Origin of the sequence: Mesorhizobium sp. RCC_202 (genome assembly GCF_041355295.1) — a bacterium.
GTDB lineage: Bacteria > Pseudomonadota > Alphaproteobacteria > Rhizobiales > Rhizobiaceae > Mesorhizobium.
Genome location: NZ_JBFUPO010000007.1, coordinates 127,649 through 152,292, shown reverse-complemented (window position 1 = coordinate 152,292; position 24,644 = coordinate 127,649). Strand labels below are relative to the sequence as shown.

The following is a 24,644-nucleotide window of genomic DNA, read 5'->3' as shown; positions in this document are numbered from 1 at the left end:
CTCTTCCGGCACCCTCTGGAATCTATAGGAACATAACAGGAACAATTGCTGTCGGAAGTGAACGTCATGGCGATGAACGCCGTGGCGCGGGATACTGTTTTTGCCCTGCGCCGCCAGATCGCGAAGATCGAGGGAACGCTGCCCGAGCGCCTGCAAGCGCCGGTGTCTGGCACGCCTGGAGCAATTCCGGGAAAAGTGCAGAGCGGTTTTCCGTCCGGAATTGCGGAAAAACAACATGTCGATGCCGTCAGATCGGATATCACCATTGTCCGGCGCGGTCTTGCCGTGGCCGGGCAGGAGGCCTTCCTGAACACCGGCATCGAACGCCTCGACACCGCTCTTGGCGGCGGCCTGCCCAAGGCGGCGCTCAGCGAGATCCACGGCCTGGAGACCCGCGATGCCGGAGCCGTCGCCGGATTCGCCTTGTCGCTCGCCAGCCTCATCCGCAAGGAAAAGCCGGGCCTGCCGCTGCTGTGGATCGGCACCGCCGAAATCTTCCACGAGGCTGGTTTTCCCTACGCCAGGGGGCTTCATGCCCTGTTCGGCATCGCGCCGGAGCAATTGCTGTTTTCCGAGGCGCCGAAACTGCTCGACGCGCTGTGGATTGCCGAGGAAGCCGCCCGCATGACGGCCTTCGCCGCCGTCATCCTCGAGATCCGCGGCAGCCCGCAGCGGCTCGACCTCACCGCCACGCGCCGCCTGCACGCGCGCGCCCAGAACGCCGGCCGTCCGGTGCTTCTGCTGCGCCAGGCCGGCGAGGCCGATCCCACCGCCGCCCCGGTGCGGCTCATCGTTTCGGCCGCACCGGCGGCAGAGCGCGAGACGGTCGCCGGACCGCTCGCCGGCTCGATCGGCCGCCCCGCCTTCACCGTCGCTATCGGCAAGAGCCGCACGGCCCTGCCTGGACAATTCACACTGGAGTGGAACCCCGATGAGCACGCTTTCACAGAAAGAAGCGCCGAAAAGGAACGCGCAGAGAATCCTGTCGCTGTGGTTCCCGCACCTGCCCGCGGAGCGGATCCTGCGCCAGCGTCTGGGTCGGTCCTGGCGTTCCCGGCCGTCGCATCATTTGCCACTGGTTATCAGCCATCGCGACAGCAACGCCCAGCGCATCGCGGCCCTCGACGAGCGGGCTGAGGCGCTCAAATTGAAGCGCGGCATGGGCATTGCCGACGCGCGCGCCATGCACCCCACGATCGATGTGGTGGAGGCCGACACGGAAGCCGACCGCCGCCTGCTCGAGGGCCTGGCCGATTGGTGCGACCGCTACACGCCGCTGGTGGCGATCGACGGCGAGGACGGGCTGTTCCTCGACGTCACCGGCTGCACGCATCTGTTCGGTGGCGAGCGCGCCATGCAGGAAGAAATCCTGACCCGCTTCTTCCAGCAGGGTTTCGATGTCCGCGCCGGGCTCGCCTCGACCCCGGGTGCCGCCTGGGCGGCGGCTCGCTTCCACGGCGACCGCATCGTAGCCGATGGCGAGGAAGAAGCGCTCCTGGCGCCGCTGCCTTTGTCGGCGCTGCGCATCGCGCCGCAAACCCGCGTCAGCCTCGAAAGCGTCGGCCTGCGCACCGCCGGCGCGGTGATGGCCGCCCCGCGCGCGCCGCTTGCCCGCCGCTTCGGCGCCACTTTGCTTCTGCGCCTCGACCAGGCGCTCGGCCGGCTCGACGAGGCCGTGTCGCCGCGCCTGCCCGTCGCGCCGCTGTCGGTCGAGCGCCATCTTGCCGAACCGATCATGCTCACCGACGAGATCGAGCGCCTGGTGAGCCGGCTTGCCACTGCCCTGAAGAGCGACCTCGAACGGCGCGGCGAGGGCGCAAGGGTGCTTGCCCTGTTCCTCTTCCGCGTCGACGGCGCCGTCAGCCGCATCGCCGTCGGCACCTCGCGTCCGATGCGCGAGCCGCAGCTGATCAAAAGACTGTTCCACGAAAGGCTGGCGGCACTGGAGCAGAGCATAGACGCCGGCTTCGGCTTCGACCTCGTGCGGCTTTCCGTGCTGTCGGTCGCCGCCTTCGACATGCTGCAGGGCGACCTCACCGGCGAGGAAACCGACGATGACGCCGATATCGCGCTGTTCGCCGACCGCATCCGCGCCCGTCTTGGCGAGGCCGCCGTGCTGAAACCCATTGTCGTCGAGAGCCATCTGCCTGAGCGTGCCGTTACCACGGTGCCTTTCTCGGAAGCGCCGCAACGGCGCGCGCCGGCGCGACAATCCGACCGGGGAGCGCCACCAATGACCATCTATCCGCCGGAGCGGCCGGTGCGCCTGTTCCGCTCGCCCGAGCCGATCGAGGTGCCGGCAACCGAGATTCCCGAGGGACCACCGATGAATTTCCGCTGGCGGCGCGCGCTCTACCGCGTCGCCCGCGCCGAAGGCCCCGAACGCATCGCTGCCGAATGGTGGCGGCAGGCGCCTGGCGAGGAGGAAGCGCCGACCCGCGACTATTACCGCATCGAGGACAGCGACGGGCGTCGCTACTGGCTCTACCGCCAGGGCCTTTACGACGCCGCGCAAGCCGCGCCGCGCTGGTTCATGCATGGGGTGTTCGCATGAATGCGCTCACCGTCATCCCCTATGCCGAGTTTGGCATCAGCTCGAATTTCTCCTTCCTGCGCGGCGCCTCGAAGCCGGAGGAACTGGTGGTGACGGCCAGGTTCCACGGCTTTTCCGCGATCGGGCTTGCCGACCGCAACACGGTTGCCGGCGTCGTGCGCGCCTGGCAGCAGGCCAAGGTCGAGAAGATGGCCTACCATCCCGGATGCCGCCTGGTGTTCGGCGACGGCACGCCGGATATCCTCGCCTATCCGCGCGACCGCCAGGGCTGGGGGCGCCTCTGCCGCATGCTGACCCAGGCCAATCTGCGCGACGAGACCGAGAAGGGCGCGACGCTGCTCGAGCTCGACGATCTCCTCGAATGGGGTGACCGGATGTCGCTGGCCATGTTGCCCAACCTGTCGACAGGCGCGGAGGATAGCTTGTCGCTCATTAGCCGGCTTAAGGATCGTTTTGGGGCCGCACTCCGGCTTGCCGTGGCGCCGGACTATGCCGGCAATGACCGCTTCCGCATCGAGCAGGCGGCGGCGATCGCCGACCTCCTTGACGTCCCGCTGATGGCGACCAACGACGTGCTCTATCACACCGCCGAGCGCCGGCCGCTGCAGGACGTGCTGACCGCGATCCGCCTCAACACGCCGGTTTCCGACGTCGGGCTGGAGCTGGCGGCCAATGCCGAGCGTCATTTGAAGCCGCCGCTGGAAATGGCCCGGCTTTTCCGCCGCCACCCCGAAGCGTTGGCCGAGACGCTGCGCTTTGCCGGGGAATTGACCTTCTCGCTCAGCGACCTCCAATACAATTATCCGGACGAGCTCACCGAATCCGGCCTCGGCCCGCAGGCCGAACTCGAACGCCTGGCGCTTGAGGGAGCGGCAAGGCGCTATCCCGGCGGTGTTCCCGGCCATGTTAGGCAGCGCATCGATGAGGAGCTCGCGCTGATCGAGCGCCTGAACTATGCGCGTTATTTCCTGACCGTCCACGACATCGTCAAATACGCCCGTAGCCAGGACATCCTCTGCCAGGGGCGCGGCTCGGCCGCCAATTCGGTCATCTGCTTCTGCATCGGCATCACCGAGGTCGGACCGGATCGGATCGATGCGCTGTTTGAACGTTTCATCTCCGAGGAGCGCAACGAACCGCCCGACATCGATGTCGACTTCGAGCATGAGAAGCGCGACATCGTCATCGCTTATATCTATGAGAAGTACAGCGCCAAGCGCACCGCTTTGGCCGCCGCCGTCATCAGTTATCGTGGCCGCTCGGCGCTGCGCGAGGTGGCCAAGGCCATGGGCCTGTCGGAAGATGTCCGCAGCGCGCTGTCGAGCACCATCTGGGGTTGGTCGACCTCCGAGCTCGGCGAAAAAGAGGCCAATGCCGGCGGCCTCGACCGCACCGATCCGCTGTCGCGCCAGGTGCTGGAGCGCGCCAACGAGATCATGGGTTTTCCCCGCCATCTCTCGCAACATGTCGGCGGCTTCGTCATCACCCGCGACCGGCTCGACGAGGTCGTGCCCATCGTCAAGACGGCGATGGAGGAGCGCAAGATGGTCGAGTGGGACAAGGACGATCTCGACGCGGTGAAGATCCTGAAGGTCGACGTGCTGGCGCTCGGCATGCTGACCTGCCTGAAGCGCGCCTTCTCCTTGCTCACGCATCATTATCCGAAGGCGCGGGATCAGTTCGGCCGGCCCTACGTGCTCGCAACCCTCCCCGAAGAGGACGACGATGTTTACGCCATGATCCAGCGGGCCGATACGCTCGGCGTGTTCCAGATCGAGTCGCGGGCGCAGATGTCGATGCTGCCGCGCCTCAAGCCGAAAGATTTCTACGACCTCGTCATCGAGGTTGCGATCGTGCGACCCGGTCCGATCCAGGGCGACATGGTGCACCCCTATCTGCGCCGCCGGCAGGGTAAGGAGGACGTCAATTATCCCAGCAAGGATCTGGAAAAGATCCTTGGCAAGACGCTGGGCGTGCCGCTGTTCCAGGAACAGGCGATGAAGATCGCCATCGTCGCCGGCGGTTTCAGGCCAGGCGAGGCCGACGAGCTGCGCCGCGCCATGGCGACCTTCAAGCGCACCGGCACGATCGGCAACTACCGCCAGCGCATGATCGACGGCATGGTCAAAAATAACTACGACAAGGAATTCGCCGAGCGCTGCTTCAAGCAGATCGAAGGTTTTGGCGAATATGGCTTCCCCGAAAGCCACGCCGCGTCCTTCGCGCTGCTGGTCTACGCCTCGTGCTGGTTCAAGACCTTTTACCCGGACGTCTTCTGCGCCGCGATCCTGAATGCCCAGCCGATGGGTTTTTACCAGCCGGCACAGCTTGTCCGCGATGCGCGCGACCATGGCGTCGAGGTGCGCGAGGTCGACATCAATCATTCCATCTGGGACTGCACGCTGGAGGAAACCGCCTTCGACCCGTTCCGCATCCTCGAACGCCATTCCTCGATGCGCGGCGTCATCGCGACGGCTCATGCCGTCCGTCTTGGCTTCCGCCAGATCAAGGGTCTGTCCGAGGAGCGCATGGAAGCCGTCGTCGCGCGACGCGGCGACGGCTATTGCTCGGTCCGGGATGTCTGGCTGCGTTCAGGTCTCGATGTCGGCGAGATCGAGAAGCTGGCGCAGGCCGACGCTTTCCGCTCGATCGGTCTCGACCGCCGCGCGGCACTCTGGGAAGTGCGCGCGCTGGATGGCAAAAGTGCCGCCGAAAAGCTGCCGCTGTTCGATCAGCCGACACTGCGCCTGCGCGAGCTGGAACCGGAAACCAAGCTGCCGAAAATGCCGCTCGGCGAACATGTCGTGCACGACTACCGCTCACTCGGCCTGTCGCTGAAGGAGCATCCCGTCGCTTTCCTGCGCGAGCGGCTCACCCGCGCCGGCATCACCCCCAATACCCACCTGCCATCTGTGCGCGACGGCCGTCGCGTTTCGGTGGCAGGGCTGGTGCTGGTGCGCCAGCGCCCCGGCAAGGGCAACGCCATATTCGTCACGCTCGAGGATGAAAAGTCGATCGCCAATGTCATCATCTGGCCACGCGTCTTCGACCGCTTCCGTTCGGTGGTGATGGGCGCGCGCCTCATCCGCGTCACCGGCAAACTGCAGCATGAATCGGATGTCATTCACATCGTCGCCGACAGGATAGAGGATCTGACCCCTTGGCTGAGCGTGCTGCTTCATGAAGCCGCGCCCACCATCGAGCATCAGCGCGGCGAAACGCGGCCCGACCGATCCGCCGACCCGGGCCGTGGCCTGCCTGTGCAGCAAGATGTTGCGACGCTATCCAGCGAGGCGCGGCAGGTCATGCCCAAGGGGCGCAATTTCCAGTAAGCGGAGCTGATCACATTCATGTGATCGGCTTCATATTCGCATCGCCCCGCCTGTGCTGAGTTGCGTGCGTCAGTGGGTGGCCGCGCCTTGGCGAGGCCGAGCCTTTTCAGCTGACCGCATCTTACTTGCAACGAGGAGGAAGGTCATGACGTCAATTCTTCGACTCCTATCCTGCGCCGTTCTTCTTTCGGCGACCGCTGCTCAGCCTGCATTTGCGAGCACCGCGCCCGGCGGATGGTATCTAGGCAAATGGTCATGCCAGCTTGACGGCCGCCCGACGCGGATGGAGTGGCGAATCGTCACCGTCGACTACGGCAGCGACAATGGCGACGGAACCGCGACCAGCGCCGTCGGCGCGGAGCTGCGCGGCCGGCTTTGGGATCGCAATGGCCCATGGGCAACGCTCACGCGTCTTGGCTCCACCGGATCCACGCTCTCCTTCCGCCATGCCGACGGCAACCGCTGGTTCCTGCGCCTCAACGATGGCGACACAGCGAGCGGTTACTCGACCTGGCAGGGCAACCGCTATGCCTTCGATTGCCGGCGCCGGGCCTGACTTAGAGCGGTTCGGCGATTCCGTGAAAAGCTGAACCGCTCTAGGGGCGCGGCGGCGCCAGCAAATCCTCGGCCGGGATTGCGCGCGCCTCCGAGGGCAGCATGACCGGAATGCCGTCGCGCACCGGATAGGCGAGCTTCGCCACCCGCGAAATCAACTCGCCGCGCTCGGCGTCCCAGGTCAGCGGGCCCTTGGTCAGCGGGCAGGCAAGCAGTTCCAGAAGCTTCGGGTCGACCGTCGCCTTGCGCCCGTCACGTCCATCCGCCACCATTGGATTCCTCTTTCGCCCGTGGATAAGATGCGTCGAGATTCAGGTCAGGCCGAGTCGAAAATGGCGACTTTCGAGAACCGGAGCGGAGCGTACTGAAGTACGTGAGCACCGGAAGCGCAGAAAGCCGCCATTTGCAGGCCGGCCTCGCCTGAATATCGATGCATCTTACTGCAGGGACGGACCAAAATCCTCGCTCTCTCGCGCCAGCGTCATTTCCGTGATCGCAATCAGCGTCTCGGCCCGCGTCTTGAGATCCGGCGCTTCCAGCAGCGCCTGTTTTTCAGCGGGTCCGTAGGGCGCCATCATCGACAGCGCGTTGACCAGCATGCCGTTTTCGGCGCGGCTGACGCTCTCCCAGTCAGCCTCGAGCTCATTGGCCTGCAGATAGGCGCGAAACGCTTTCAGGAGCGCCGGACGGTCGACATCCGCGCCGGCCTGCTCCTCTTCGAGATCGGTGAGGAAGGGCGCCATCCGGCATTGCCGGAACGGCGTCTTGACCGTCAGTTCCTGCCCGATGCGGAATCGGCACACGCCCTGCAGCGAGATCAGGTAGCGGCCGTCGCCGGTCTCGGCCAGCGAAATGATGCGGCCGGCGCAGCCGACGCTGCAAAGCTCGGGTTCGCCATCTGCGCGCAACGCGCCGTCGAGGCTGGGCTGGATCATGCCGATCAGCCGCGAGCCGCCCATCACCTCGTCGATCATCTGCAGATAGCGCGGCTCGAAGACATTGAGCGGCATGCGCCCGCCGGGCAAAAGCAGCGCGCCGGCAAGCGGGAACACAGGGATCACCGAAGGCAGATCCTTGGCAAGCCGGTAGCGCGCGTTTCCTACCCGCACCTGGACCTCCGAAAACGCCCCCGGCTATGCATCAAGCTGCGATCTCCTCCCGAACGTGTCATCGGGCACGCTCGCTCTATCTGGCGCTGGCGCCGCGCTGCGCAAGCCTGCCGGCCATGACAGCCGGCAAAAATCTCAAGCGAACAGCAGCGACGAGAGCTTGCGCCGTGCCGCAAGCGTCGCCTCGTCGGTCATTCCCCAGGCCTCGAAGAATTTCAAGAGCTGCGCTCGGGCGCCGTCTTCATTCCAGGCCCGGTCGGCTTTGATGATGGCCAGCAAATTGTCGGCGGCCTCGTGCCGCTCGCCGCGCCCATTCTGGATCATCGCCAGATCGAAGCGCGCCTGGTGGTCGGCTGGGTTGACGGCAAGCCGGCGCTCGAACTCGGCCGGATTGCCGAGCGCGGCCGCTTCCGCCGCAAGCGTCATCTTGGTGCGCAGCGCGGCAAGCGCTGGGGCATCCTTCTTGTCGTCCGGCGCCCGCGCCAGCATCGTCTCGGCGCCTTCCGCGTCGCCGGCCTCGAACAGGATCTCACCCAGGCCGGCGATCGCCTCGATCGTCTCCGGCGCCTGTTCCAGCACCGCGTCATAAATGTCGGCGGCCGTCTGGATGTCGCCGGCCGTCCGCGCTTCGGCGGCAGCGGCGAGCGCGTCCGCGATCTGCGGCGCGCCATTGCCCTTGCCGCCGACCTTGTCGAGGAACTGGGCGATCTGGCTTTCGGGGATAGCGCCCATGAAGCCGTCGACCGGCTGGCCATCCTTGAAGGCGATGACCGCGGGAATGGACTGGATGCCAAGCTGGCCGGCGATCGAGGGATGGTCGTCGATGTTCATCTTGACCAGCTTGACCTTGCCGCCGGCGGCCTTGACCGCCTTTTCCAACTGCGGCGTCAGCTGCTTGCACGGGCCGCACCAGGGCGCCCAGAAGTCGACCAGGACCGGCTGGCGGCGCGATTCCTGGATGACGTCGGCGGCAAAGGCGGCGGTCGTCGTATCCTTGATCAGGTCGGCCGCCGCCGGCGCCTCGGCAAGCGCTACCTTGGCGCGGTCGCCGCCGCCATACTGGACGGATTGGGTGTACTGGCCCGAAGCATTGCCAAAAGAGCTGCTGAACGGATTGTTGTCACTCATGGTGTCGCCCTTGTCGGTCGCGTCGCCGGATGCAGAGCGCGACTCGGTCATTGTCTGATTTCGGTTTCGCCATCCATGTGGCGATCAAGCCAAGACTTTCAAGATAACGAGACTTTCAAGATAACAGGATCGTGGCCGGTTGCCTCGACGAATTTGATGAGATCGGCCGCCGCGATCGAGGTCGTCGCCTCGTTGGTGAGCGGATGGCCGTTGATGACGGCGTGATCCATCAACTCCTGGTCGAGCACCACTTTGACCTTCGCGCCGTCGTCGTTGATCAGGCCGAAAACGGTGACCGCGCCGGGAATGACGCCGAGCAGCTCCATCAGCATTTCCGGCCTGCCGAAGGAGACGCGGCCTGACGCGCCGATCAGATGGTGGATTTGCTTGAGGTCGACCACGGCTTCCTCGCCGACGGTGACGAGGAAATAACTGTCCTTCTTGTCCTTGAGGAACAGGTTCTTGGTGTGGCCGCCCGGAATCTCGCCGCGCAGCGCCTGCGAATCGGCGACCGTGTAGAGCGGCGGGTGCCTGACCGTCGAGACGGATATGCCGAGATCGGCAAGGAAGGCATTGAGCTCGGCTTCGGTCTTCGGCATCGGTCCCTCAAATCATCCGACAAGTGTCATGCCGTTTACGGCCAAGGGTGCTGTTCCGGCAAGGGCGCAAGCAATGGACCAGCGATCCGGCGGCTTCATGCCGCTCGCCAGGCATGCGCCGGCCGCGGCCAAAAAAGACCGTCATTTCCCTGTTGCAATCGCCGCGCTCTTCGGCCATATAGGCCCGGCTTGCGGCCAAGGCCGCGCGAGCGGGTGTAGCTCAGGGGTAGAGCACAACCTTGCCAAGGTTGGGGTCGAGCGTTCGAATCGCTTCACCCGCTCCAATTTCCCTCAAGGAAATTAAGCATTGCGAAAGGGCCGGATCGATCCGGCCTTTTTCGTTTCTGTCGGCCAACACGGCATTCACGATGCTTTGACGCCCGATCACATCGGATAACGTTTGCGTTCCACCCCCCGGTCTAACGCCGGAGCGGTCTCTATATGTCTTTTTCAGGGCCGAGAACCGCCGGCGATGATGGCCACACCGCGACACGACGCGACCAGACGGCCCCTTCCGGAGATGCGATCTTACCGCTTCTCCATCGCAAGGAGAGTCATCATGCGTTCCTTCACTCCAAGGATCGTCGTTGCGGCCGCGGTCTTTGCCGCCATCCCGCTTTCAAGCGCCTATGCGGTGCACCGTCACCACAAGGTGCAAGTCGACACCATGAGCACGGCATCGGTGCCGGCGGATCCGGAAGCGCGCGCGGCGACGGAGCAGTTGCTGGGCGTAAAACAGGGTATCCGCGTGGCAAGGGAGGTCGGCAAGATCTCGGCGGACCAGGCCCGCGACCTGATGCAGCAGGCCGATACCATCCAGCACGCCGGGTCGACCTCAGCCAGTTCGATGTTGGGGCAGATCAATCAGCTTGATCAGCGGCTTCAGAATGCCACCGGACAAGGGACCTACATCGGGAGCGGCGGCGACGGCGGCTACTATCCGAACGGTTGACGCGATAGACGCTCTTCGTAAAGCAGCCGCCGGTGCGATCAGGCCTTCCCGCACCGGCGCCGCGATCATGCCGCGCCGGCGGTAGCCCCGTTCGCTCAGGCGGAATTGGCGGGTATCGTTCAAGCCTTGCCGTCAGCGTAAATTGCCCGTCAGGCCGCTTTCGGCGGGTCGATGCCCAAGGTCGATGCCAGCTTGGTCAACGTTTTGAGCGTTTCCTTCGCGACAGGAACACCGAGTGTGTTCGAGGCCATTTGATGGCTATGCGCGAGTTCTCCAGGTATGAGGATGTCGCTGACGCCAGGTGCCTTCCTGGCGGCTTTCATCTGATCGATCAGAAGATCCATTCTGTCGTGGAACGCCTCCAGAGGCATGAAGGCCGCGACGTTGACTGCCCGGAAGCTATGGCCAACCCCGCCGGTGGAATCGTCCTTCGACCCCTGTATCTGCGACCCTATGCCGGCTCCGGTCAGGACGCCGGCAAATATCTCGAAGGTCAGCGCGAGACCGTAGCCCTTGTGTCCGCCGAACGGGACAAGGGCTCCGCCCCGGATGAAGTCGCGCGGGTCCGTCGATGGATTTCCCAACGGGTCCAAAAGCCAGCCGAGCGGGATTGGACGTTCGGATTCCGCCGCGGCGATCACCTTTCTGCCCGCGACCACGCTTGTGGCGATATCGAACACGAAAGGAGGACGGCCTCTGGTCGGCGCCGCGACGGCATAAGGATTGTTGCCGAGCGCACGTTCGCGACCGCCGGTGGGCGCCATCACCGGCGGCGCGTTGCTTATGACCTCGCCGATCATGCCGGCCTGCGACATGATCAAGGCATAATAGGAGCCAGCGCCAAAATGGTTGCTGTTGCGGGCGGCGACGAAAGCCATTCCGGATCTGCCGGCCTTCTCGACCGCAATTCTCGCGCATTTGGCGGCCGTCAAAGGCCCCAGTCCGCCGTCGCCGTCTACGATCGCATAGGCGTCCTGGTCGACAAGGATTTGCGCGTTTGGCCTCGGATTGAGGTTGCCCAGGCGCAAATGATGCATATAGCCCGGAAGAACCGAACACCCATGCGATGCAATGCCTCGCTTGTCCGCGAAGATCATGATTGCGGCGGTTTCGCGTGCATCGGCCTCCGGCACGCCGGACGTCATCAACGCCTCGATGCAGAACCCCGCCAGGCTCTGTTCGGCAATCCGCAACGCGTCTGTCATGTGCCCATCGAACATCTCAGGCCCGGTCTGTGGCGAACGGCGATACCACTTGCAGGGTTTGCCTCGCCTTTTACCGCGGTTCCGTCAAGATCGGGTCGGCTTGCAGCCAACGATCAGAATCTTTCCGGACGATAGGGCGTTGGGTCGGCGAAAGTCGGTTTCCCCGTCAGCATCTCTGCCAGCAACCGCCCTGTTGCCGGGCCGATGGTCAGCCCATGGTGCGCATGGCCGAAATTGAACCACAGCCCTTTCGTTCCCGACGCAGGGCCGATGATCGGCCGCATGTCGGGCGGGCATGGGCGGACGCCGATCCACGGCGTTTCCTCGACCGGCTCCCCAAGCGGCAACAGACGCGCCGCCGCGGCTTCGGCATATTTGAGCTGCCTCGGGTTTGGCGGTGCATCGGCCCCGGCGAACTCGACACCTGTCGTCAGCCGCAGCCCGCGTGTCATCGGCGACATCACAAAGCCTCGTTCCTGATCCGCAACAGCGTGGAAAGGCATAGCATCGTCCATCCGATAGTGGCGGTGATATCCGCGCTTCATCAGCAGAGGCAAGGAATGGCCGAAGCGCCTGGCGAGGCCAGCCGATTGCGGGCCAAGGGCAATGACGGCATTCCTGGCTTGAACTTCAAGTTCTTCGGTTTTGACCGTCCATAGGCCTGCGGAAGCGCAAAGGCCCGCAGCGTCGCCGACCAGAAGCCGGCCGCCGCGCCGCACGAAGAGCTCGGCATAGCGTTTCACCAATTCACCGGGGTCAGTCACCGTTTTGGCATCATGCCAGTGGATGCCTCCAACGGCCCCTTCCTGCCCGGTGTGAATTTTCGGCTCGACGCGCGCAAGTTCATCGGCGTCCAGCACCGTGTACGAGAGATTGAAGCGCTTAAGACCCTGAAGATTTCCCGAAACCGCGGCAAATTTCGCCGCGGTCCTCCATATGCCGATCCAGCCATCGGCTCTTACCAGATCCTCGGCGCCCGCGGGGCCTATCAGCGCGTCGTGCTCGTCGATGCTCGCTTCTATCAGCGGCAGCATCGCATCTATGGCGGATTTGAGTTTGAGGCGCGAGGAATTGTGCCAATAACTGACAAGAGCCGGCGTGGACTTAAGCAGGTAAAGCGGGTCGAACCGCACGGAGGGCACTCGGTTGAAAGCGTATCTTGCAAGCATCGCCGCTGTTCTCGGAAAGGCGGCGGGTATGACGCTGGAACGCTCTATCAGGCCGGCATTGCCGAAGCTTGCCCCCTCGCCTGGCGCGGCCCGATCCACCAGCGCGACGTCGGCGCCACGCTCTTGCAGGTGCAGCGCGGTACAGACGCCCACGATGCCTGCGCCGAGGACCGTTACATCAACGCGCATTGCCGGCCCTGGCGACGGCAAGGCTTTTGGCATCGCGATGGGTGGACCCGCTACGCGGCGGATATTCGACATACATTTGCGACGCTCCCTTGCTTCGGCGCCGCCGAGTTGCGCCGGCAGCATGGCGGAGCTGTCGCGCATCATTTCGCGATTGCCCCCCGTGTGGGAGGTACGCTAACAACGGCAAAACAGGCTTTGGCAAGGGCCTCGCAACGCAGCCACTCGGAATTGGCTCCAGATAAATGACAACCTTCCCGCTGCCATCAACGGTTGCTCTGTGCATCGCGGTCGTCGATCCGGTAACCACGAAGGCATACGCCGTGCAGGTGCCGTGTGTACCAACCTGAGTGCTCACAGGCCGACCTAGAGCCGCGCGACACACTCTTGCACTTGCAGGATCTTGTTCGAGCTCCCAGCGGACGCGGACCTGCCGCGGAAATTCATTCCTTGTTCGCACGTTTCAAGAGCCGCTTCGGCGAGCCGGCGGCGCTGTGGGCGCAGCGTAATCTTGCGGCGCACCGGACCACGGTTAAAACCATTTTCTATCCTTTCGGCGGCCCGGACCTGCTGTTCCCCTTTCACCTGTTCCCGCAAGCTGACGAATACATTCTGGTGGGCGCGGAACCATGCGGTTCCTGGCCGCCCGCTGAAGGACTGGACGGCCTGGCGTTGACCGGCATAGCGGACATCCTGCGGCACTATCTCGACAGTTCCTATTTCGTCACCAAGGATCTGCGAGCGCAATTGACGAGCAGCGGCATAGGGGGCGTGTTGCCGCTCCTGATTGCACAGATCGCCCATGCCGGGCTGCCGTTGCACCGCATCGATCCCGTCGACGGCTCCGGCACAGCGATCCGTATCCTGTTCGGTGATCGGGCGGCGCCAACCCGCCTCACCTATTTCCAGCAGGATCTTCGTGATGAACACTGGTCGCGGGAAGCCCCGCTCAGCCGTCACCTCAGAGCCGGGTATCGCTTTGCGACATTTGTGAAGAGTGCAAGCTATCTCCTGCACGAAGCGCCTTTCGAGCGGCTTCGACGTCTTTTGCGGGAGCGAACCGATCTTCTGGTGCAGGATCCGAGCGGCATCCCGTATAGCCTGCTGTCAGCCTGGGGATGGCACATCGAGCTGCATGGGCGCTTCGTCGCCGATATTCCGGTCTTCGCCAAGTACGATCAGTCGGATCTGGCCGCGGCTTATGGCGATAGCGATGAACTTCCGGCGCTGCCTTTCGGGATCGGCTATCTTAACGACGCCGACACGGCCGGCCTTATCGTCGCGGCACCCCAGTCATGGGACCCGTCATGCGGCTCTTGATGACCCAGCGAGAGCTGGTCGGCTTCCACGGATCGGAGATGGTCACGGTCGAGGTCGCCAGGGAAATGGCCGAGCGCGGCCACGAAATCACCGTTTTCAGTCCTCGCCTCGGCGGTGTCGCCAAACTGCTCTGGCCAAGCGGCGTCCGCGCAGTGTCTCGCCTGGACGAAGTCCCGTGGACCCCGGATCTGATCCATGCCCACCACCATCTCCCGGCCATGGCGGCGATGGCGCGCTTCGAAAGAACGCCTGCCATTTATTATTGTCACGGCTCCATACCATGGGTGGAGCAGCCGCCCATGCACGAACGCATCCGCTGCTATGTGATGATGTGCGAATGGATGGTTCGGCGCGTCATTGCCGAGTTCGGCCTCGATCCCGGATGCGTCTCCTGCGTGCCGAACTTTGTCAACACGACGCGCTTCTCGGAGGTGCGCGCGCCGTCTCGGCAGTTGCGCCGAGCGCTGCTCTTCCAGAGCAGTGCCCTGTCCGCGACGGAGCTTTCGGAACTTGAATCCGGCTGCGCCGCGCTCGGTCTCGAACTCGACAAGATCGGCGCGGCCTATGGCAACAGCCAGTCCCGGCCGGAGATGCTGCTGCAGCAATATGATCTCGTCTTCGCGAGTGGCAAATCCGCGCTGGAGGCAATGGCGACAGGTTGCGCGGTGATGACGCTGGCGCCGACCCAGGCTGGCGCATTGATGACCGTGGAGAACTTCGACAGCTGGTCTTTCGCCAATTTCGCACCTCGCTACTACAGCGGCGCGACACCAATCAACGAGGCTTGGCTGCGGCGCGAGCTTGCCCTCTATTCCGCCGAGAACGCGGCTCAGGTAACGGCGAAGGTGCGGCGGGAACGCACCCTCAAGATTGCCGGCGATCAACTGGAAGGCGTCTACCGGACAGCGTTGGAATCCGCTGTGTCGGAGGCAGCGCCAGCTCCATTCGCGGCCTATCTCGAACGCATGGCCAGCGAGGTTGACGCGATGTGGGTCGAAAGAGAAGGCATGCGGGGGCTGCGTGATCATGTAGCTTATCTGGAAAGCAAGCTCGCGCAGCCGCAAAGCGTCGTACAACCGCAAAGCGTGATACAACCGCAGCCGCGAAGCGGTGTGCTGCGTCGTCTCAAAACGGTGGCCAAATCCATCTTGCTAAAACTCGGGGCATAGCCAGAGCAGTTCCAGCCGGCTACCCCAACCTTGCCCGCGTCGTCCTCGGCGTCGCCAGCAGCAGGCTCGTCTCGCTGCCCGTGATCCCAGGGATCAGCCTTATCCTGCGCAGCACCGCGTCGAAATCGGTCAGCGACGCCGTGCCGAGCTCGACCACCAGGTCCCAGCGACCGTTGGTGGTGTGGATGGTGGATACCTCGGCCAGGCCGCCGAGCGCGCGCACCACGCGGTCGGCGGCATGGCCTTCGATTTCGATCATCATCATGCCACGGATGCGTTGATCGACGGCGTCGGCGCGCAAAACCACCGTGTAGCCGATGATCTCGCCGGATTTCTGCAGCCGCTCCATGCGCGCCCTGACCGTGGCGCGCGAGACGCCGAGATCGACAGCGAGATCAGAGACGCTGCGCCGCGCATCGTGCCGCAGAAGGGTCACCAGTCTTTCGTCAAGTGCATCCATGACTGTCCATTTCGATCAAGATCGATGTCCGAAATGATAAACTAAGCTTCTCGAAATGCCAATTTCGCCTGTTCAAACCGCCGGGGCATGATGGTTCACTGCGGCCATCAATTTCAAAGGGCGAAAAGAATCATGCGCTGCAGGATCGTTGGCGCGCCGGTGCAGGACGGCGCGGGCAGGATGGGATGCGAGATGGGACCGAGCGCGTTGCGCACGGCCGGACTGATCTCCGTGCTTTCGGACCTCGGCCATGAGGTCGAGGACTGGGGCACGGTCGAGAAGGCGGCGACGCGGGTCGTCGTCCACGGCAATCTGGCGCTGAAGGCGCTGCCCGAGATTTCGGCCTGGACGGCGGCGATCGCCGAAACCGCCTATGCCGCGGCCGGCGACGCCATGCCGATCTTTCTTGGCGGCGACCACTCGATCTCCGCCGGCACGGTATCGGGCGTGGCGCAGCGCGCCGCCGAACGCGGCCGGCCGCTCTTCGTGCTGTGGCTCGACGCGCATCCGGATTTCCACACGCTCGACACCACCGCCAGCGGCAATCTGCATGGCGTGCCGCTCGCCTATGCCAGCGGCCGTCCCGGCTTCAAGGGTTATTTCCCGGATCTGGCCGTTCCTGTCGATCCGGCCCGCATCTGCACCATCGGCCTGCGCAGCGTCGACCCGGCCGAGCGCCGGGCGCTGAGCGAAGCAGGCGTCACCGTGCATGACATGCGCGCCGTCGACGAGCACGGCATCGCGCCGCTGCTGCGCGCTTTCCTCGCCCGCGTCGAGAAGGAAAACGGTCTCTTACATGTCAGCCTCGATGTCGATTTCCTCGATCCCTCGATCGCGCCGGCCGTCGGCACCACCGTGCCCGGCGGCGCCACCTTCCGCGAGGCGCATCTGGTGATGGAGATGCTGTCCGACTCAGGCCTGGTCACCAGCCTCGACCTCGTCGAGCTGAACCCGTTCCTCGACGAGCGCGGCCGCACCGCGACGTTGATGGTCGACCTTACCGCCAGCCTGATGGGCCGCCGCATCATGGATCGCCCGACCCGCAGCCATTCCGGAACCATCTGATCATGACCCAACCGTCCCGTCTTGCCATCGTCCCTTTCGTCAGCGTCGACCATATGATGAAGCTGGTGCTGACGATCGGCGTCGAGCGCTTCCTCACCGAGCTCGCCGGCTACATCGAGGAGGACTTCCGCCGCTGGGAGCTGTTCGACAAGACGCCGCGCATCGCCTCGCACAGCCATGACGGCGTCATCGAGTTGATGCCGACCAGCGACGGCAAGATGTACGGCTTCAAATATGTCAACGGCCATCCGAAGAACATGCGCGAGGGGCGCCAGACCGTGACCGCTTTCGGCGTGCTCGCCGATGTCGGCTCCGGCTATCCGATGCTGCTCAGTGAAATGACCATTCTGACCGCGCTGCGCACCGCCGCCACCTCGGCGCTGGCGGCGAAATATCTCGCTCCCAAGGGCAGCCAAGCCATGGCCATCATCGGCAACGGCGCCCAGTCCGAATTCCAGGCCATCGCCTTCAAGGCGCTGACCGGCATCGACCGGCTGCGGCTCTACGACATCGACCGTTCCGCTTCGGAAAAATGCGCCCGCAACCTTGCCGGCAAAGGCTTCGACATCACCATCTGCCAGACCGGCCAGGACGCGGTCGAGGGCGTCGACATCATCACAACGGTGACGGCCGACAAGCAGTACGCCACCATCCTCACCGACAACATGGTCGGCTCCGGCGTGCACATCAACGCCGTCGGCGGCGACTGCCCGGGCAAGACCGAGCTGCACCGCGATATCCTCTTACGCTCCGACATCTTCGTCGAGTTCCCGCCGCAGACGCGCATCGAGGGCGAGATCCAGCAGCTCGACGCCGACCATCCGGTGACCGAGCTGTGGCAGGTGATCTCAGGCCAGGCGCAAGGGCGCAAGGCGCCCGAGCAGATCACGCTGTTCGATTCCGTCGGCTTCGCCACCGAGGATTTCTCGGCGCTGCGCTATGTCCGCGACCAGCTCAAGGCCACCGGCCTTTACGAGGAGCTCGACCTGCTCGCCGACCCCGACGAGCCGCGCGACCTGTTCGGCATGCTGCTGCGGGCCGGTCTGCAGCCGGCTGCGTGAGCCATCAACCGGGAAGCTCGAAATCGAGCGCCTGCAAGGCTGCCACGCAGGCATCCTGGTCCTGCTGGTAGCTGCCGCCGGAAATGCCGACGCCGCCGATCAGCCTGCCGTCCTCGAGGATCGGATAGCCGCCGCCCACCGCGACCATCCGCGGGCGATGGGCAAGTGGCGCGACCTTCGGGTCTGTCGTCACATAATCGTTCCAGACATGCGTCGCAAAGCCGAAGGACGAGGCCGTCCAGGCCTTGTCGATGGCCACATCGACGGTCAGGAACGGCGCGCCGTCGGTGCGTTCGAAGGCGCGCAGGTTTCCAGTGGCGTCGGTAACCGCGACGGCCGCTTCGATGCCGATTGCCTTTGCGGCGGCCAGCGCGGCGTCGATTAAGCCTACGGCAGCCTCGCGGCTGATCGAGGCCATCGGGATCGACTTTTGCGAAGTCTTGCTCATGTCGTGCTCCTTGGACAGCATGGTGGCCTCAGCGTCCGGCGGCAAAATCTTCGAGCACGACCTTGCCGCGGGCGGCGCCGCTTTCCAGCCAGGCATGCGCGGTCTTGAGGTTCGCCGCGTTGATCGGCGACAGCCGCTTGGTGAGCGTCGTCTTCAGCCGGCCCTCGTCGACGAGCCGCGCCACCTCGCCCAGCAGCCTGCCTTGCTCGGCCATGTCGGGCGTGCCGAAGATCGACCGGGTGAACATCAACTCATGATGGATCGACACCGACTTGCGCTTGAACAGCATGACATCGAAGGCGCCGGGATCGTCGATCAGGCCGAAGCGCCCTTGCGGCGCGATCAGCTCGGCGATGTCCTTGACGTGCTTGTCGGTCTGCGTGGTGGAAAAGACGAAGGCCGGCGCGCCGATGCCAAGTGCCGCGAACTCGGCGGCGAGCGGCTTCGAATGGTCGATCACGTGATGCGCGCCGAGTGCCTTGACCCATTCGCGCGTCTCGGGCCGCGACGCCGTCGCGACGACGGTCATATCCGTCAGCTGCCGGGCGAACTGGACAGCGATCGAACCGACGCCGCCGGCGCCGCCGACGATCAGGATGGCCGGGGCGACCCCCGCAACAGCCTTCTTCACGTCGAGCCGGTCGAAGAGCGCTTCCCAGGCGGTGATCGCCGTCAGCGGGAGCGCGGCGGCCTCGGCCCAGTCCAGCGTCGCCGGCTTCGGACCGACGATCCGTTCGTCGACGAGGTGAAGCTCGGCATTGCTGCCGGATCGGGCGATCGAGCCGGCGTAGAAGACGTGATCGCCCGGCTTGAACAGTGTCACGGCCTTGCCGACGGCCCGCACGACGCCTGAAGCGTCCCACCCAAGCACCTTCCAGGCCGCGCCTTGCGGCGGCGTGCTGCGGCGGACCTTGTAGTCGACGGGGTTGACCGAGACGGCCTTCACCTCGACCAGCAGGTCGTGTCCGTCGCGCGAAGGTTCGGGCAAATCGATGTCGACGAGCGAAGCGTCGTCGGTGATCGGCGAGGGTTTCTGGTAGCCAATTGCGTGCATCGATTGATCTCCTTGTCGGAGGCTTAACTAGTGCATATGATCAGTCGGCGTAATATGCACAAAATTTGCACTTAGTATAAAAAGGATACTGTTCCATGGCCAAGGCCCGGCATTCCCGCTTCGACTGCAATCCGGGTTGCGCCGTGGAGGCCGCGATCAGCCTCATCGACGGCAAATGGAAGAGCGTCATTCTGCATCACCTACTCAGCGGCACCGCGCGCTTCAATGAGATCCGCCGGCTTGTTCCCGGCCTGACACCACGCATGCTCACCAACCAGTTGCGCGATCTGGAGATCGACGGGCTGGTGACGCGGACGGTCTTCGCGCAGGTGCCGCCGAAAGTCGAATACAGCGTGTCCGAGCTTGGACGCAGCCTCGCGCCGATCATCGAGGCCTTGCGGATCTGGGGCACCGACAACATGGCACTCTTCGAGAAGCACAAACCATCCATGGTGAAATCGCAGCCTGCCCCGGATGCGCCCGGTCTTTCCTGACCGTCCGCTCCTGCGCCGCGTCGCCCGAGATCGCTAGACCGTTTCACCGTTTCACGGAAACGGCGAACCGCTCTATCTCTTTGTTTTGACGCAATTCCGGGCGGAAAACCGATCACACTTTTCCTGGAATTGCTCTAGCGCCCGGATCGGCGCCCACAGCTCTCCCGCTCGACCAGCACCGGCGCCAGCACCTCGCGGCGCGACGGCGCGTCCGGTTCGCCGAGGCGTTCGAGCAGAAGGCTCACTGCCAGCGTGCCGATCTTCTCCACCGGCTGCGCGATCGTCGTCAGCGGCGGCCAGGTGGTGACGGCATAGGGAATGTCGTCGAAGCCGATCATCGAGAGATCGTCCGGCACCCGCAATCCGCGCGAACGCAACATCGTCAGCGCACCCATCGCCATCAGATCGTTGCAGGCAAACAGCGCCGTGATATCGGGCGCCTGCGCCATCAGCCGCTCCATCGCCATGCGGCCGCCGGCGAAGTGATAGTCGGAATCGACCACCGCCGATCCCGGCAGGTCGAGGCCGGCCTCCGCCAGCGCCCGTGCGAAGCCGCGCTGACGGGCCGGGCTGGAACTCGAATCGCGTGGACCGCCGATGACGCCGATCTTTTCGTGGCCGAGCCCGACCAGGTAGCGCCCGGCGAGATAGCCGCCATGATCGTGGTCGACCAGAACCGTATCGACGTTGACCGACTGGATCTCACGGTCGAGCAGCACCGCCGGCACGTTGGGCAACAGGCGCGAGAACACCCGCGCGTGGTCGGATGAACCGGCGAAGATCAGCCCGTCGATCTGCTTGGCCATCAGCACCGAAAGATAGCGCTCTTCCTTCTCGGCGCTGCCGTCGGAGTTGCACAGGATCACCGTGTAGCCCGAAACGAAGCCGGCATCCTCGATCTGGCGCGCGACGCTGGCGAAGAATGGATTGGAATTGTCGGGCAGCAGCAGGCCGATGGTCTTGGTCTCGCCGCGCCGCAAGCTGCGTGCCACCGAGTTCGGGCTGTAGCGCAGCGCCGTGATCGCGGCGCGCACGCGCTCGGCCGTTTCCGGCTCGACATGGCGCGTGCGGTTCATCACATGCGAGACCGTCGCGACGGATACGCCTGCATGGCGTGCGACATCGGCAATCGTCGTCATGGCCCCTGGCCCCCTTAGCGAATCTTCCGCAACAGCCGCTCCCGGTATGCGTCGAGGATGACGGCAAGCACAATGACAAGCCCGATCACGATCGGCTTGAAATTGTCGCCGACGCCGAGCAGCTGCAGCCCTGTCGAGAGCACCTGCAGGATGCAGGCGCCGACCAGCGTGCCGATGATCGAACCTTTGCCGCCGCTGAGGCTGGTGCCGCCGATGATGACGGCGGCGATCGCGTTGAGCTCATAGCCGACGCCGGCGATCGGGCTGCCGATGTTGAGGCGCAACAGATAGACCATGGCGGCGATGCCGGCGGTGAGCCCGCTGATGGTGAAGGCCGCGACCTTGTAGAAATCCGGATTGTGGCCCGACAGCCGCACCGCTTCGTCATTGGTGCCGACGGCAAAGATCATGCGGCCGAAGACGGTGAAGCGCAGCACGAACCAGCCGGCCGCGATGACCAGCACGGCGACCAGGAAGATCGACGGCAGGAAGCCGCCGATGATGAGGTTGCCGAAATCGACGAAGCTTTGCGGCAGGCCGGTGATGGTCGAATTGTCGCTGACGACGCGGGCGGCACCCGCCGCCATGTTGAGCATGCCGAGCGTGACGATGAAGGACGGGATCTTCCAGCGCGTCGAGATCCAGCCATTGAGGAAGCCGCAGACCGCGCCCGTCGCCATGCAGGCAAGCAGCGCCAGAATGATGGCGACGGCCGGCGACAGGTTCTCGTCGATCATCACGGTCGCGCCCACCACGGTGCACAGCGCCAGCACCGAGCCGACCGAAAGGTCGATGCCGCCGGTCAGGATGACGAAGGTCATGCCGGCGGCCAGCACCGTGTTGATGGCGATCTGCACGAAGATCTTCAGCGCATTGCCCGGTGTCGCGAAGTAGGGCGCGGTTGCCGAGAAGAACACGGTGATCAGCACCAAGGCGAGCAGCACGCCGGCGTCGCGCACCAGGAAGCGCAGGAATTTTGCGCGTCCCGGAGAAACAGGCGCCGCCACGGCGGTTTCGGACGTCTGGCTCATGGTCGCACATACTCCTGATAGGCGAGCGACAGGATGCGCTCCTGGTCGAATTCGGCGCGCGGCACCTCGCCGACGATCTTGTTCCTGGAAAAGACGATGATGCGGTGGCACATGCCCATCAGCTCGGGCAGGTCGGACGACACCATGATGATGCCCTTCTGCGCCGCCGCCAGCATCCAGAGCAGTTGGTAGATCTCGCGCCGCGCGCCGATATCGACGCCGCGCGTCGGCTCGTCGAGGATCAGCGTCGAGGTGCCGCGGAACAGCCATTTGGCCAGCACCACCTTCTGCTGGTTGCCGCCGGAAAGATTGCGCACCGCCTGCTCGATCGAGCTTGCCTTGACACGCAACTGCCTGACGAGATCGTTGGCTGCCGCGGCCTCGGCCCGGCGGTTGAGCAGGCCGTTGCGTGAAACCTTGCCGAGATCGGTGATGGTGATGTTCTTGTCGACCGGCATGTCGAGCAGCAGGCCCTGGCCCTTGCGATCCTCGGTGAGCAGGCTGAGGCCGTGCCGCACCGCGTCCTTGGGCGCGGCGATCGCCACCGGCTTGCCGTCGATCTCGACCAGGCCGTCGAGCTTCGGATCGGCGCCGAACAAGGCGCGCATCGCTTCGGTGCGGCCGCTGCCAACCAGCCCGGCCACGCCGAGGATTTCGCCATGGCGGACGGCGAAGGAAATGTGGGGCGTCTCGGTGCTGCGCTTGAGATTGGCGACGCTGAGCGCAACGGTGCCGGGCACGATCTTGTCGTCGAAACCATATTCGTCGGCGATGTCACGGCCGATCATCATGCGTACCAGGTCGGGCACGGTGAGCCCGTTGAGGTCGCGCGTCGCGACAAGCTTGCCGTTGCGCAGCACCGTCACCCGGTCGCCGATCTCGAACACCTCATGCAGCCGGTGCGAGATGTAGATGATGGTGACACCCCGGGCCTTCAGCCGCTTGATGATGGAAAACAGCCGCTCGATCTCGGGCGGCGTCAGCGTCGCCGTCGGCTCGTCGAGCACCAAGAGCTTTGAATCGTAGCTCAGCGCCTTGGCGATCTCGACCAGCTGCATCTGCGCCACGCCAAGCGCCTCGACGCGGGTGCGCGGATCGATGTCGAGGCCGACCTCCTTGAGCAGCGCCACGGCGCGGCTGTTCAGCGCCTTGCCGTCGACGATGCCGAAGGCCCGATGCGGCAGGTTCTCCAGCATCAGATTCTCGGCGATGCTGAGATAGGGCAACAGGTTGAGCTCCTGGTGCACGATGCGGATGCCGGAGAGCTGCGCGTCATGCGGCGTCTTCGGCTGATAAGGCGCGCCATTGAAGGCGATCGAGCCTGAGTCGGGTTGGTAGATGCCGGCGAGCAACTTGATCAGCGTCGACTTGCCGGCGCCGTTCTCGCCCAGGATGATGTGGGTTTCGCCACGCGCGATCGACAGCGACACGTCGCTGAGCGCGACGGCGCCGGGAAAGATCTTTCCGACCCCTTCAAGGGAGAGAATCGCATCCATGTGCCGTGGAATCCTAAACCGCGCTCAGCCACCGCGATAGCGGTGACGGTGCATCGTCACCGCCGCCGGAACTGCCGGCGGCGGTGATGACAAAGGCGAAGCTTGACGCCAGAGGGAGTACTGGCGCCGGCGCTCGCCTCAAGCGGTGATCAGCTTGATGTCGGTCTTGACCCAGCCGGTGAACTTCTCGCCGGCAAGTTCGCGCAGGCCGTAGTCGATGCCCATGGCCGCCATTTGCGCACCGTATTGTTCGACGGTGGCCAGCATCTTGCCTTCCTTCAGCAGCTTGCCGACGGCCGGGATGTTGTCGAAACCGACGACCTTGATCTGGCCCGACTTGCCGGCCGCGTCGATCGCCTTGACGACGCCAAGCGCCATCGAATCGTTGGCCGCCATCACGCCCTGGATATCGGGATGCTGGGTGAGGAAGTTGGTCATCAGCGTGTTGGCTTCCTCGGTCTCCCAATGCGCGGTCTTGGAATCGAGCAGCTTCAGCTTGTACTCCTTCACCGAATCGTCGAAGCCGAGCTTGCGCTCCTTGGCGTTGTCGGCCTCCGGATTGCCCTCGAGGATGACGACCTTGCCGCCCTTGCCCAGCGCCTTGCCGAGCGCGTCGCCTGCAAGCTTGGCGCCGGCACGGTTGTCCGGACCGAAGAAGGCGAGGTCGATGCCGGCCTTCTTCTTGGCCCCCTTGTCGAGCGCGACGTCGATGTTGATAACCTTGATGCCGGCCTTCAGCGCCTTGGCGATCGGCGTCACCATGGCCTTCGAATCGGCCGGCGCCACGACGATGATGTTGTAATTCTGGGTGATGAAGTTCTCGATCGCGTCGACCTGCGAAGCGAAATCGCGCTCGTCCTTCATGCCGACGGCGGCGAAATCGAACTTGTCCTTGTTCTTGGCGGCGTAGTCCTCGGCGCCGGCCTGCATCTGCTTGAAGAACTCATTGGCGAGCGACTTCATGACCAGGCCGACCTTCGGCTTGTCGGCGGCGAAGACCGGGCCGATCGGCAAAGCGAGCGCGCCGGCCGCCAGCGCGCTGGTCTTCAGGAACTTGCGGCGTGAGAACGAACCCAGGTCGAGCCCTTGGGGTGTTGAAACCTTGCTCATGCTTTCCT

At 64.5% G+C, this 24,644-nt stretch carries 23 protein-coding genes and 1 tRNA gene; 11 read left to right on the top strand and 13 right to left on the bottom strand.

Translation table 11 applies throughout. The features are described 5' to 3' along the window. Positions 1-66: 66 nt before the first annotated feature. The 4 genes from AB6802_RS17785 (at position 67) to AB6802_RS17770 (ending at position 6,442) form a co-directional block, all read left to right on the top strand. The gene (locus tag AB6802_RS17785; RefSeq protein WP_371011466.1) at positions 67-1,137 is read left to right on the top strand and encodes an ImuA family protein; all 1,071 of its coding nucleotides are present in this window, start codon (positions 67-69) and stop codon (positions 1,135-1,137) included. Continuing rightward, a complete protein-coding gene (locus tag AB6802_RS17780; protein ID WP_371011465.1) occupies positions 1,070-2,554 on the top strand; it encodes a DUF6504 family protein in 1,485 nt (494 codons plus the stop codon). Before AB6802_RS17785 ends, AB6802_RS17780 begins: the two co-directional genes overlap by 68 nt. Beyond that, a complete protein-coding gene (locus tag AB6802_RS17775) occupies positions 2,551-5,886 on the top strand; it encodes an error-prone DNA polymerase (protein ID WP_371011464.1) in 3,336 nt (1,111 codons plus the stop codon). The genes AB6802_RS17780 and AB6802_RS17775 overlap by 4 nt, the downstream gene beginning before the upstream one ends. A gap of 145 nt (positions 5,887-6,031) precedes the next feature. Next, complete coding sequence (locus AB6802_RS17770) at positions 6,032-6,442, top strand: DUF6006 family protein (protein ID WP_371011463.1); 411 nt, start codon at positions 6,032-6,034, stop codon at positions 6,440-6,442. 40 nt (positions 6,443-6,482) lie between these two features. Here the strand turns inward: AB6802_RS17770 and AB6802_RS17765 are convergent, their stop codons facing one another. From AB6802_RS17765 to AB6802_RS17750, 4 genes are all read right to left on the bottom strand, one after another. Beyond that, positions 6,483-6,713, bottom strand: coding sequence for a Trm112 family protein (locus tag AB6802_RS17765; RefSeq protein ID WP_371011462.1), 231 nt, complete (start codon positions 6,711-6,713; stop codon positions 6,483-6,485). A 165-nt stretch (positions 6,714-6,878) separates the two neighbouring features. Then, on the bottom strand, positions 6,879-7,550 hold the full coding sequence (locus AB6802_RS17760; protein WP_371011461.1) for an LON peptidase substrate-binding domain-containing protein: 672 nt from the start codon (positions 7,548-7,550) through the stop codon (positions 6,879-6,881). Positions 7,551-7,685: 135 nt separating this feature from the next. Next, positions 7,686-8,678, bottom strand: a complete 993-nt coding sequence (gene trxA, locus AB6802_RS17755; protein WP_371011665.1) for a thioredoxin — start codon at positions 8,676-8,678, stop codon at positions 7,686-7,688. 98 nt (positions 8,679-8,776) lie between these two features. After that, positions 8,777-9,277, bottom strand: a complete 501-nt coding sequence (locus AB6802_RS17750; RefSeq protein ID WP_371011460.1) for a prolyl-tRNA synthetase associated domain-containing protein — start codon at positions 9,275-9,277, stop codon at positions 8,777-8,779. Between the two features lie 209 nt (positions 9,278-9,486). Here AB6802_RS17750 and AB6802_RS17745 point away from each other — a divergent pair. Both AB6802_RS17745 and AB6802_RS17740 read left to right on the top strand, forming a co-directional pair. Next, a tRNA-Gly gene (locus AB6802_RS17745) sits at positions 9,487-9,561 on the top strand. A gap of 275 nt (positions 9,562-9,836) precedes the next feature. Beyond that, on the top strand, positions 9,837-10,229 hold the full coding sequence (locus AB6802_RS17740) for a hypothetical protein (protein ID WP_371011459.1): 393 nt from the start codon (positions 9,837-9,839) through the stop codon (positions 10,227-10,229). 149 nt (positions 10,230-10,378) lie between these two features. Here AB6802_RS17740 and AB6802_RS17735 read toward each other — a convergent pair whose 3' ends face one another. After that, positions 10,379-11,434, bottom strand: coding sequence for an Ldh family oxidoreductase (locus AB6802_RS17735; protein ID WP_371011458.1), 1,056 nt, complete (start codon positions 11,432-11,434; stop codon positions 10,379-10,381). A gap of 113 nt (positions 11,435-11,547) precedes the next feature. After that, positions 11,548-12,792, bottom strand: a complete 1,245-nt coding sequence (locus tag AB6802_RS17730) for an NAD(P)/FAD-dependent oxidoreductase (RefSeq protein WP_371011664.1) — start codon at positions 12,790-12,792, stop codon at positions 11,548-11,550. Between the two features lie 447 nt (positions 12,793-13,239). On the opposite strand from AB6802_RS17730, the gene AB6802_RS17725 reads away from it, so the two are divergent. Continuing rightward, a complete protein-coding gene (locus tag AB6802_RS17725) occupies positions 13,240-14,109 on the top strand; it encodes a hypothetical protein (RefSeq protein ID WP_371011457.1) in 870 nt (289 codons plus the stop codon). Further along, positions 14,097-15,278, top strand: coding sequence for a glycosyltransferase (locus AB6802_RS17720; protein ID WP_371011456.1), 1,182 nt, complete (start codon positions 14,097-14,099; stop codon positions 15,276-15,278). Before AB6802_RS17725 ends, AB6802_RS17720 begins: the two co-directional genes overlap by 13 nt. A 19-nt stretch (positions 15,279-15,297) precedes the next feature. On the opposite strand, the gene AB6802_RS17715 is transcribed toward AB6802_RS17720, so the two are convergent. Further along, complete coding sequence (locus tag AB6802_RS17715; protein ID WP_371011455.1) at positions 15,298-15,738, bottom strand: Lrp/AsnC family transcriptional regulator; 441 nt, start codon at positions 15,736-15,738, stop codon at positions 15,298-15,300. Positions 15,739-15,870: 132 nt separating this feature from the next. Between AB6802_RS17715 and rocF the strand changes: the two genes are divergently transcribed. Together rocF and AB6802_RS17705 are read left to right on the top strand one after the other, a co-directional pair. Next, positions 15,871-16,803, top strand: a complete 933-nt coding sequence (rocF, locus tag AB6802_RS17710; protein ID WP_371011454.1) for an arginase — start codon at positions 15,871-15,873, stop codon at positions 16,801-16,803. Between the two features lie 2 nt (positions 16,804-16,805). After that, entirely contained in the window at positions 16,806-17,864 is a 1,059-nt protein-coding gene (locus AB6802_RS17705; protein WP_371011452.1) for an ornithine cyclodeaminase, read from the top strand. A 4-nt stretch (positions 17,865-17,868) separates the two neighbouring features. Here AB6802_RS17705 and AB6802_RS17700 read toward each other — a convergent pair whose 3' ends face one another. Both AB6802_RS17700 and AB6802_RS17695 read right to left on the bottom strand, forming a co-directional pair. Further along, positions 17,869-18,312: a heme-binding protein gene (locus AB6802_RS17700; protein WP_371011451.1), complete on the bottom strand. Its 444-nt coding sequence runs from the start codon at positions 18,310-18,312 to the stop codon at positions 17,869-17,871. A gap of 28 nt (positions 18,313-18,340) precedes the next feature. Continuing rightward, the gene (locus tag AB6802_RS17695; protein WP_371011449.1) at positions 18,341-19,366 is read right to left on the bottom strand and encodes a zinc-binding alcohol dehydrogenase family protein; all 1,026 of its coding nucleotides are present in this window, start codon (positions 19,364-19,366) and stop codon (positions 18,341-18,343) included. A gap of 95 nt (positions 19,367-19,461) precedes the next feature. On the opposite strand from AB6802_RS17695, the gene AB6802_RS17690 reads away from it, so the two are divergent. Next, entirely contained in the window at positions 19,462-19,860 is a 399-nt protein-coding gene (locus tag AB6802_RS17690; protein WP_371011447.1) for a winged helix-turn-helix transcriptional regulator, read from the top strand. 134 nt (positions 19,861-19,994) lie between these two features. Here AB6802_RS17690 and AB6802_RS17685 read toward each other — a convergent pair whose 3' ends face one another. The 4 genes from AB6802_RS17685 to AB6802_RS17670 form a co-directional block, all read right to left on the bottom strand. After that, positions 19,995-20,999 (bottom strand): LacI family DNA-binding transcriptional regulator, encoded by a 1,005-nt coding sequence (locus AB6802_RS17685; protein WP_371011445.1) that lies wholly within the window; start codon positions 20,997-20,999, stop codon positions 19,995-19,997. 14 nt (positions 21,000-21,013) lie between these two features. Beyond that, positions 21,014-22,030 carry an ABC transporter permease gene (locus AB6802_RS17680; RefSeq protein ID WP_371011443.1) on the bottom strand — a complete coding sequence of 339 codons (1,017 nt, stop codon included), beginning with the start codon at positions 22,028-22,030 and terminating at the stop codon, positions 21,014-21,016. Next, positions 22,027-23,526, bottom strand: a complete 1,500-nt coding sequence (locus AB6802_RS17675; protein WP_371011442.1) for a sugar ABC transporter ATP-binding protein — start codon at positions 23,524-23,526, stop codon at positions 22,027-22,029. Before AB6802_RS17675 ends, AB6802_RS17680 begins: the two co-directional genes overlap by 4 nt. Positions 23,527-23,664: 138 nt before the next feature. Next, positions 23,665-24,636 carry a sugar ABC transporter substrate-binding protein gene (locus AB6802_RS17670; RefSeq protein ID WP_371011440.1) on the bottom strand — a complete coding sequence of 324 codons (972 nt, stop codon included), beginning with the start codon at positions 24,634-24,636 and terminating at the stop codon, positions 23,665-23,667. Positions 24,637-24,644 lie beyond the last annotated feature (8 nt).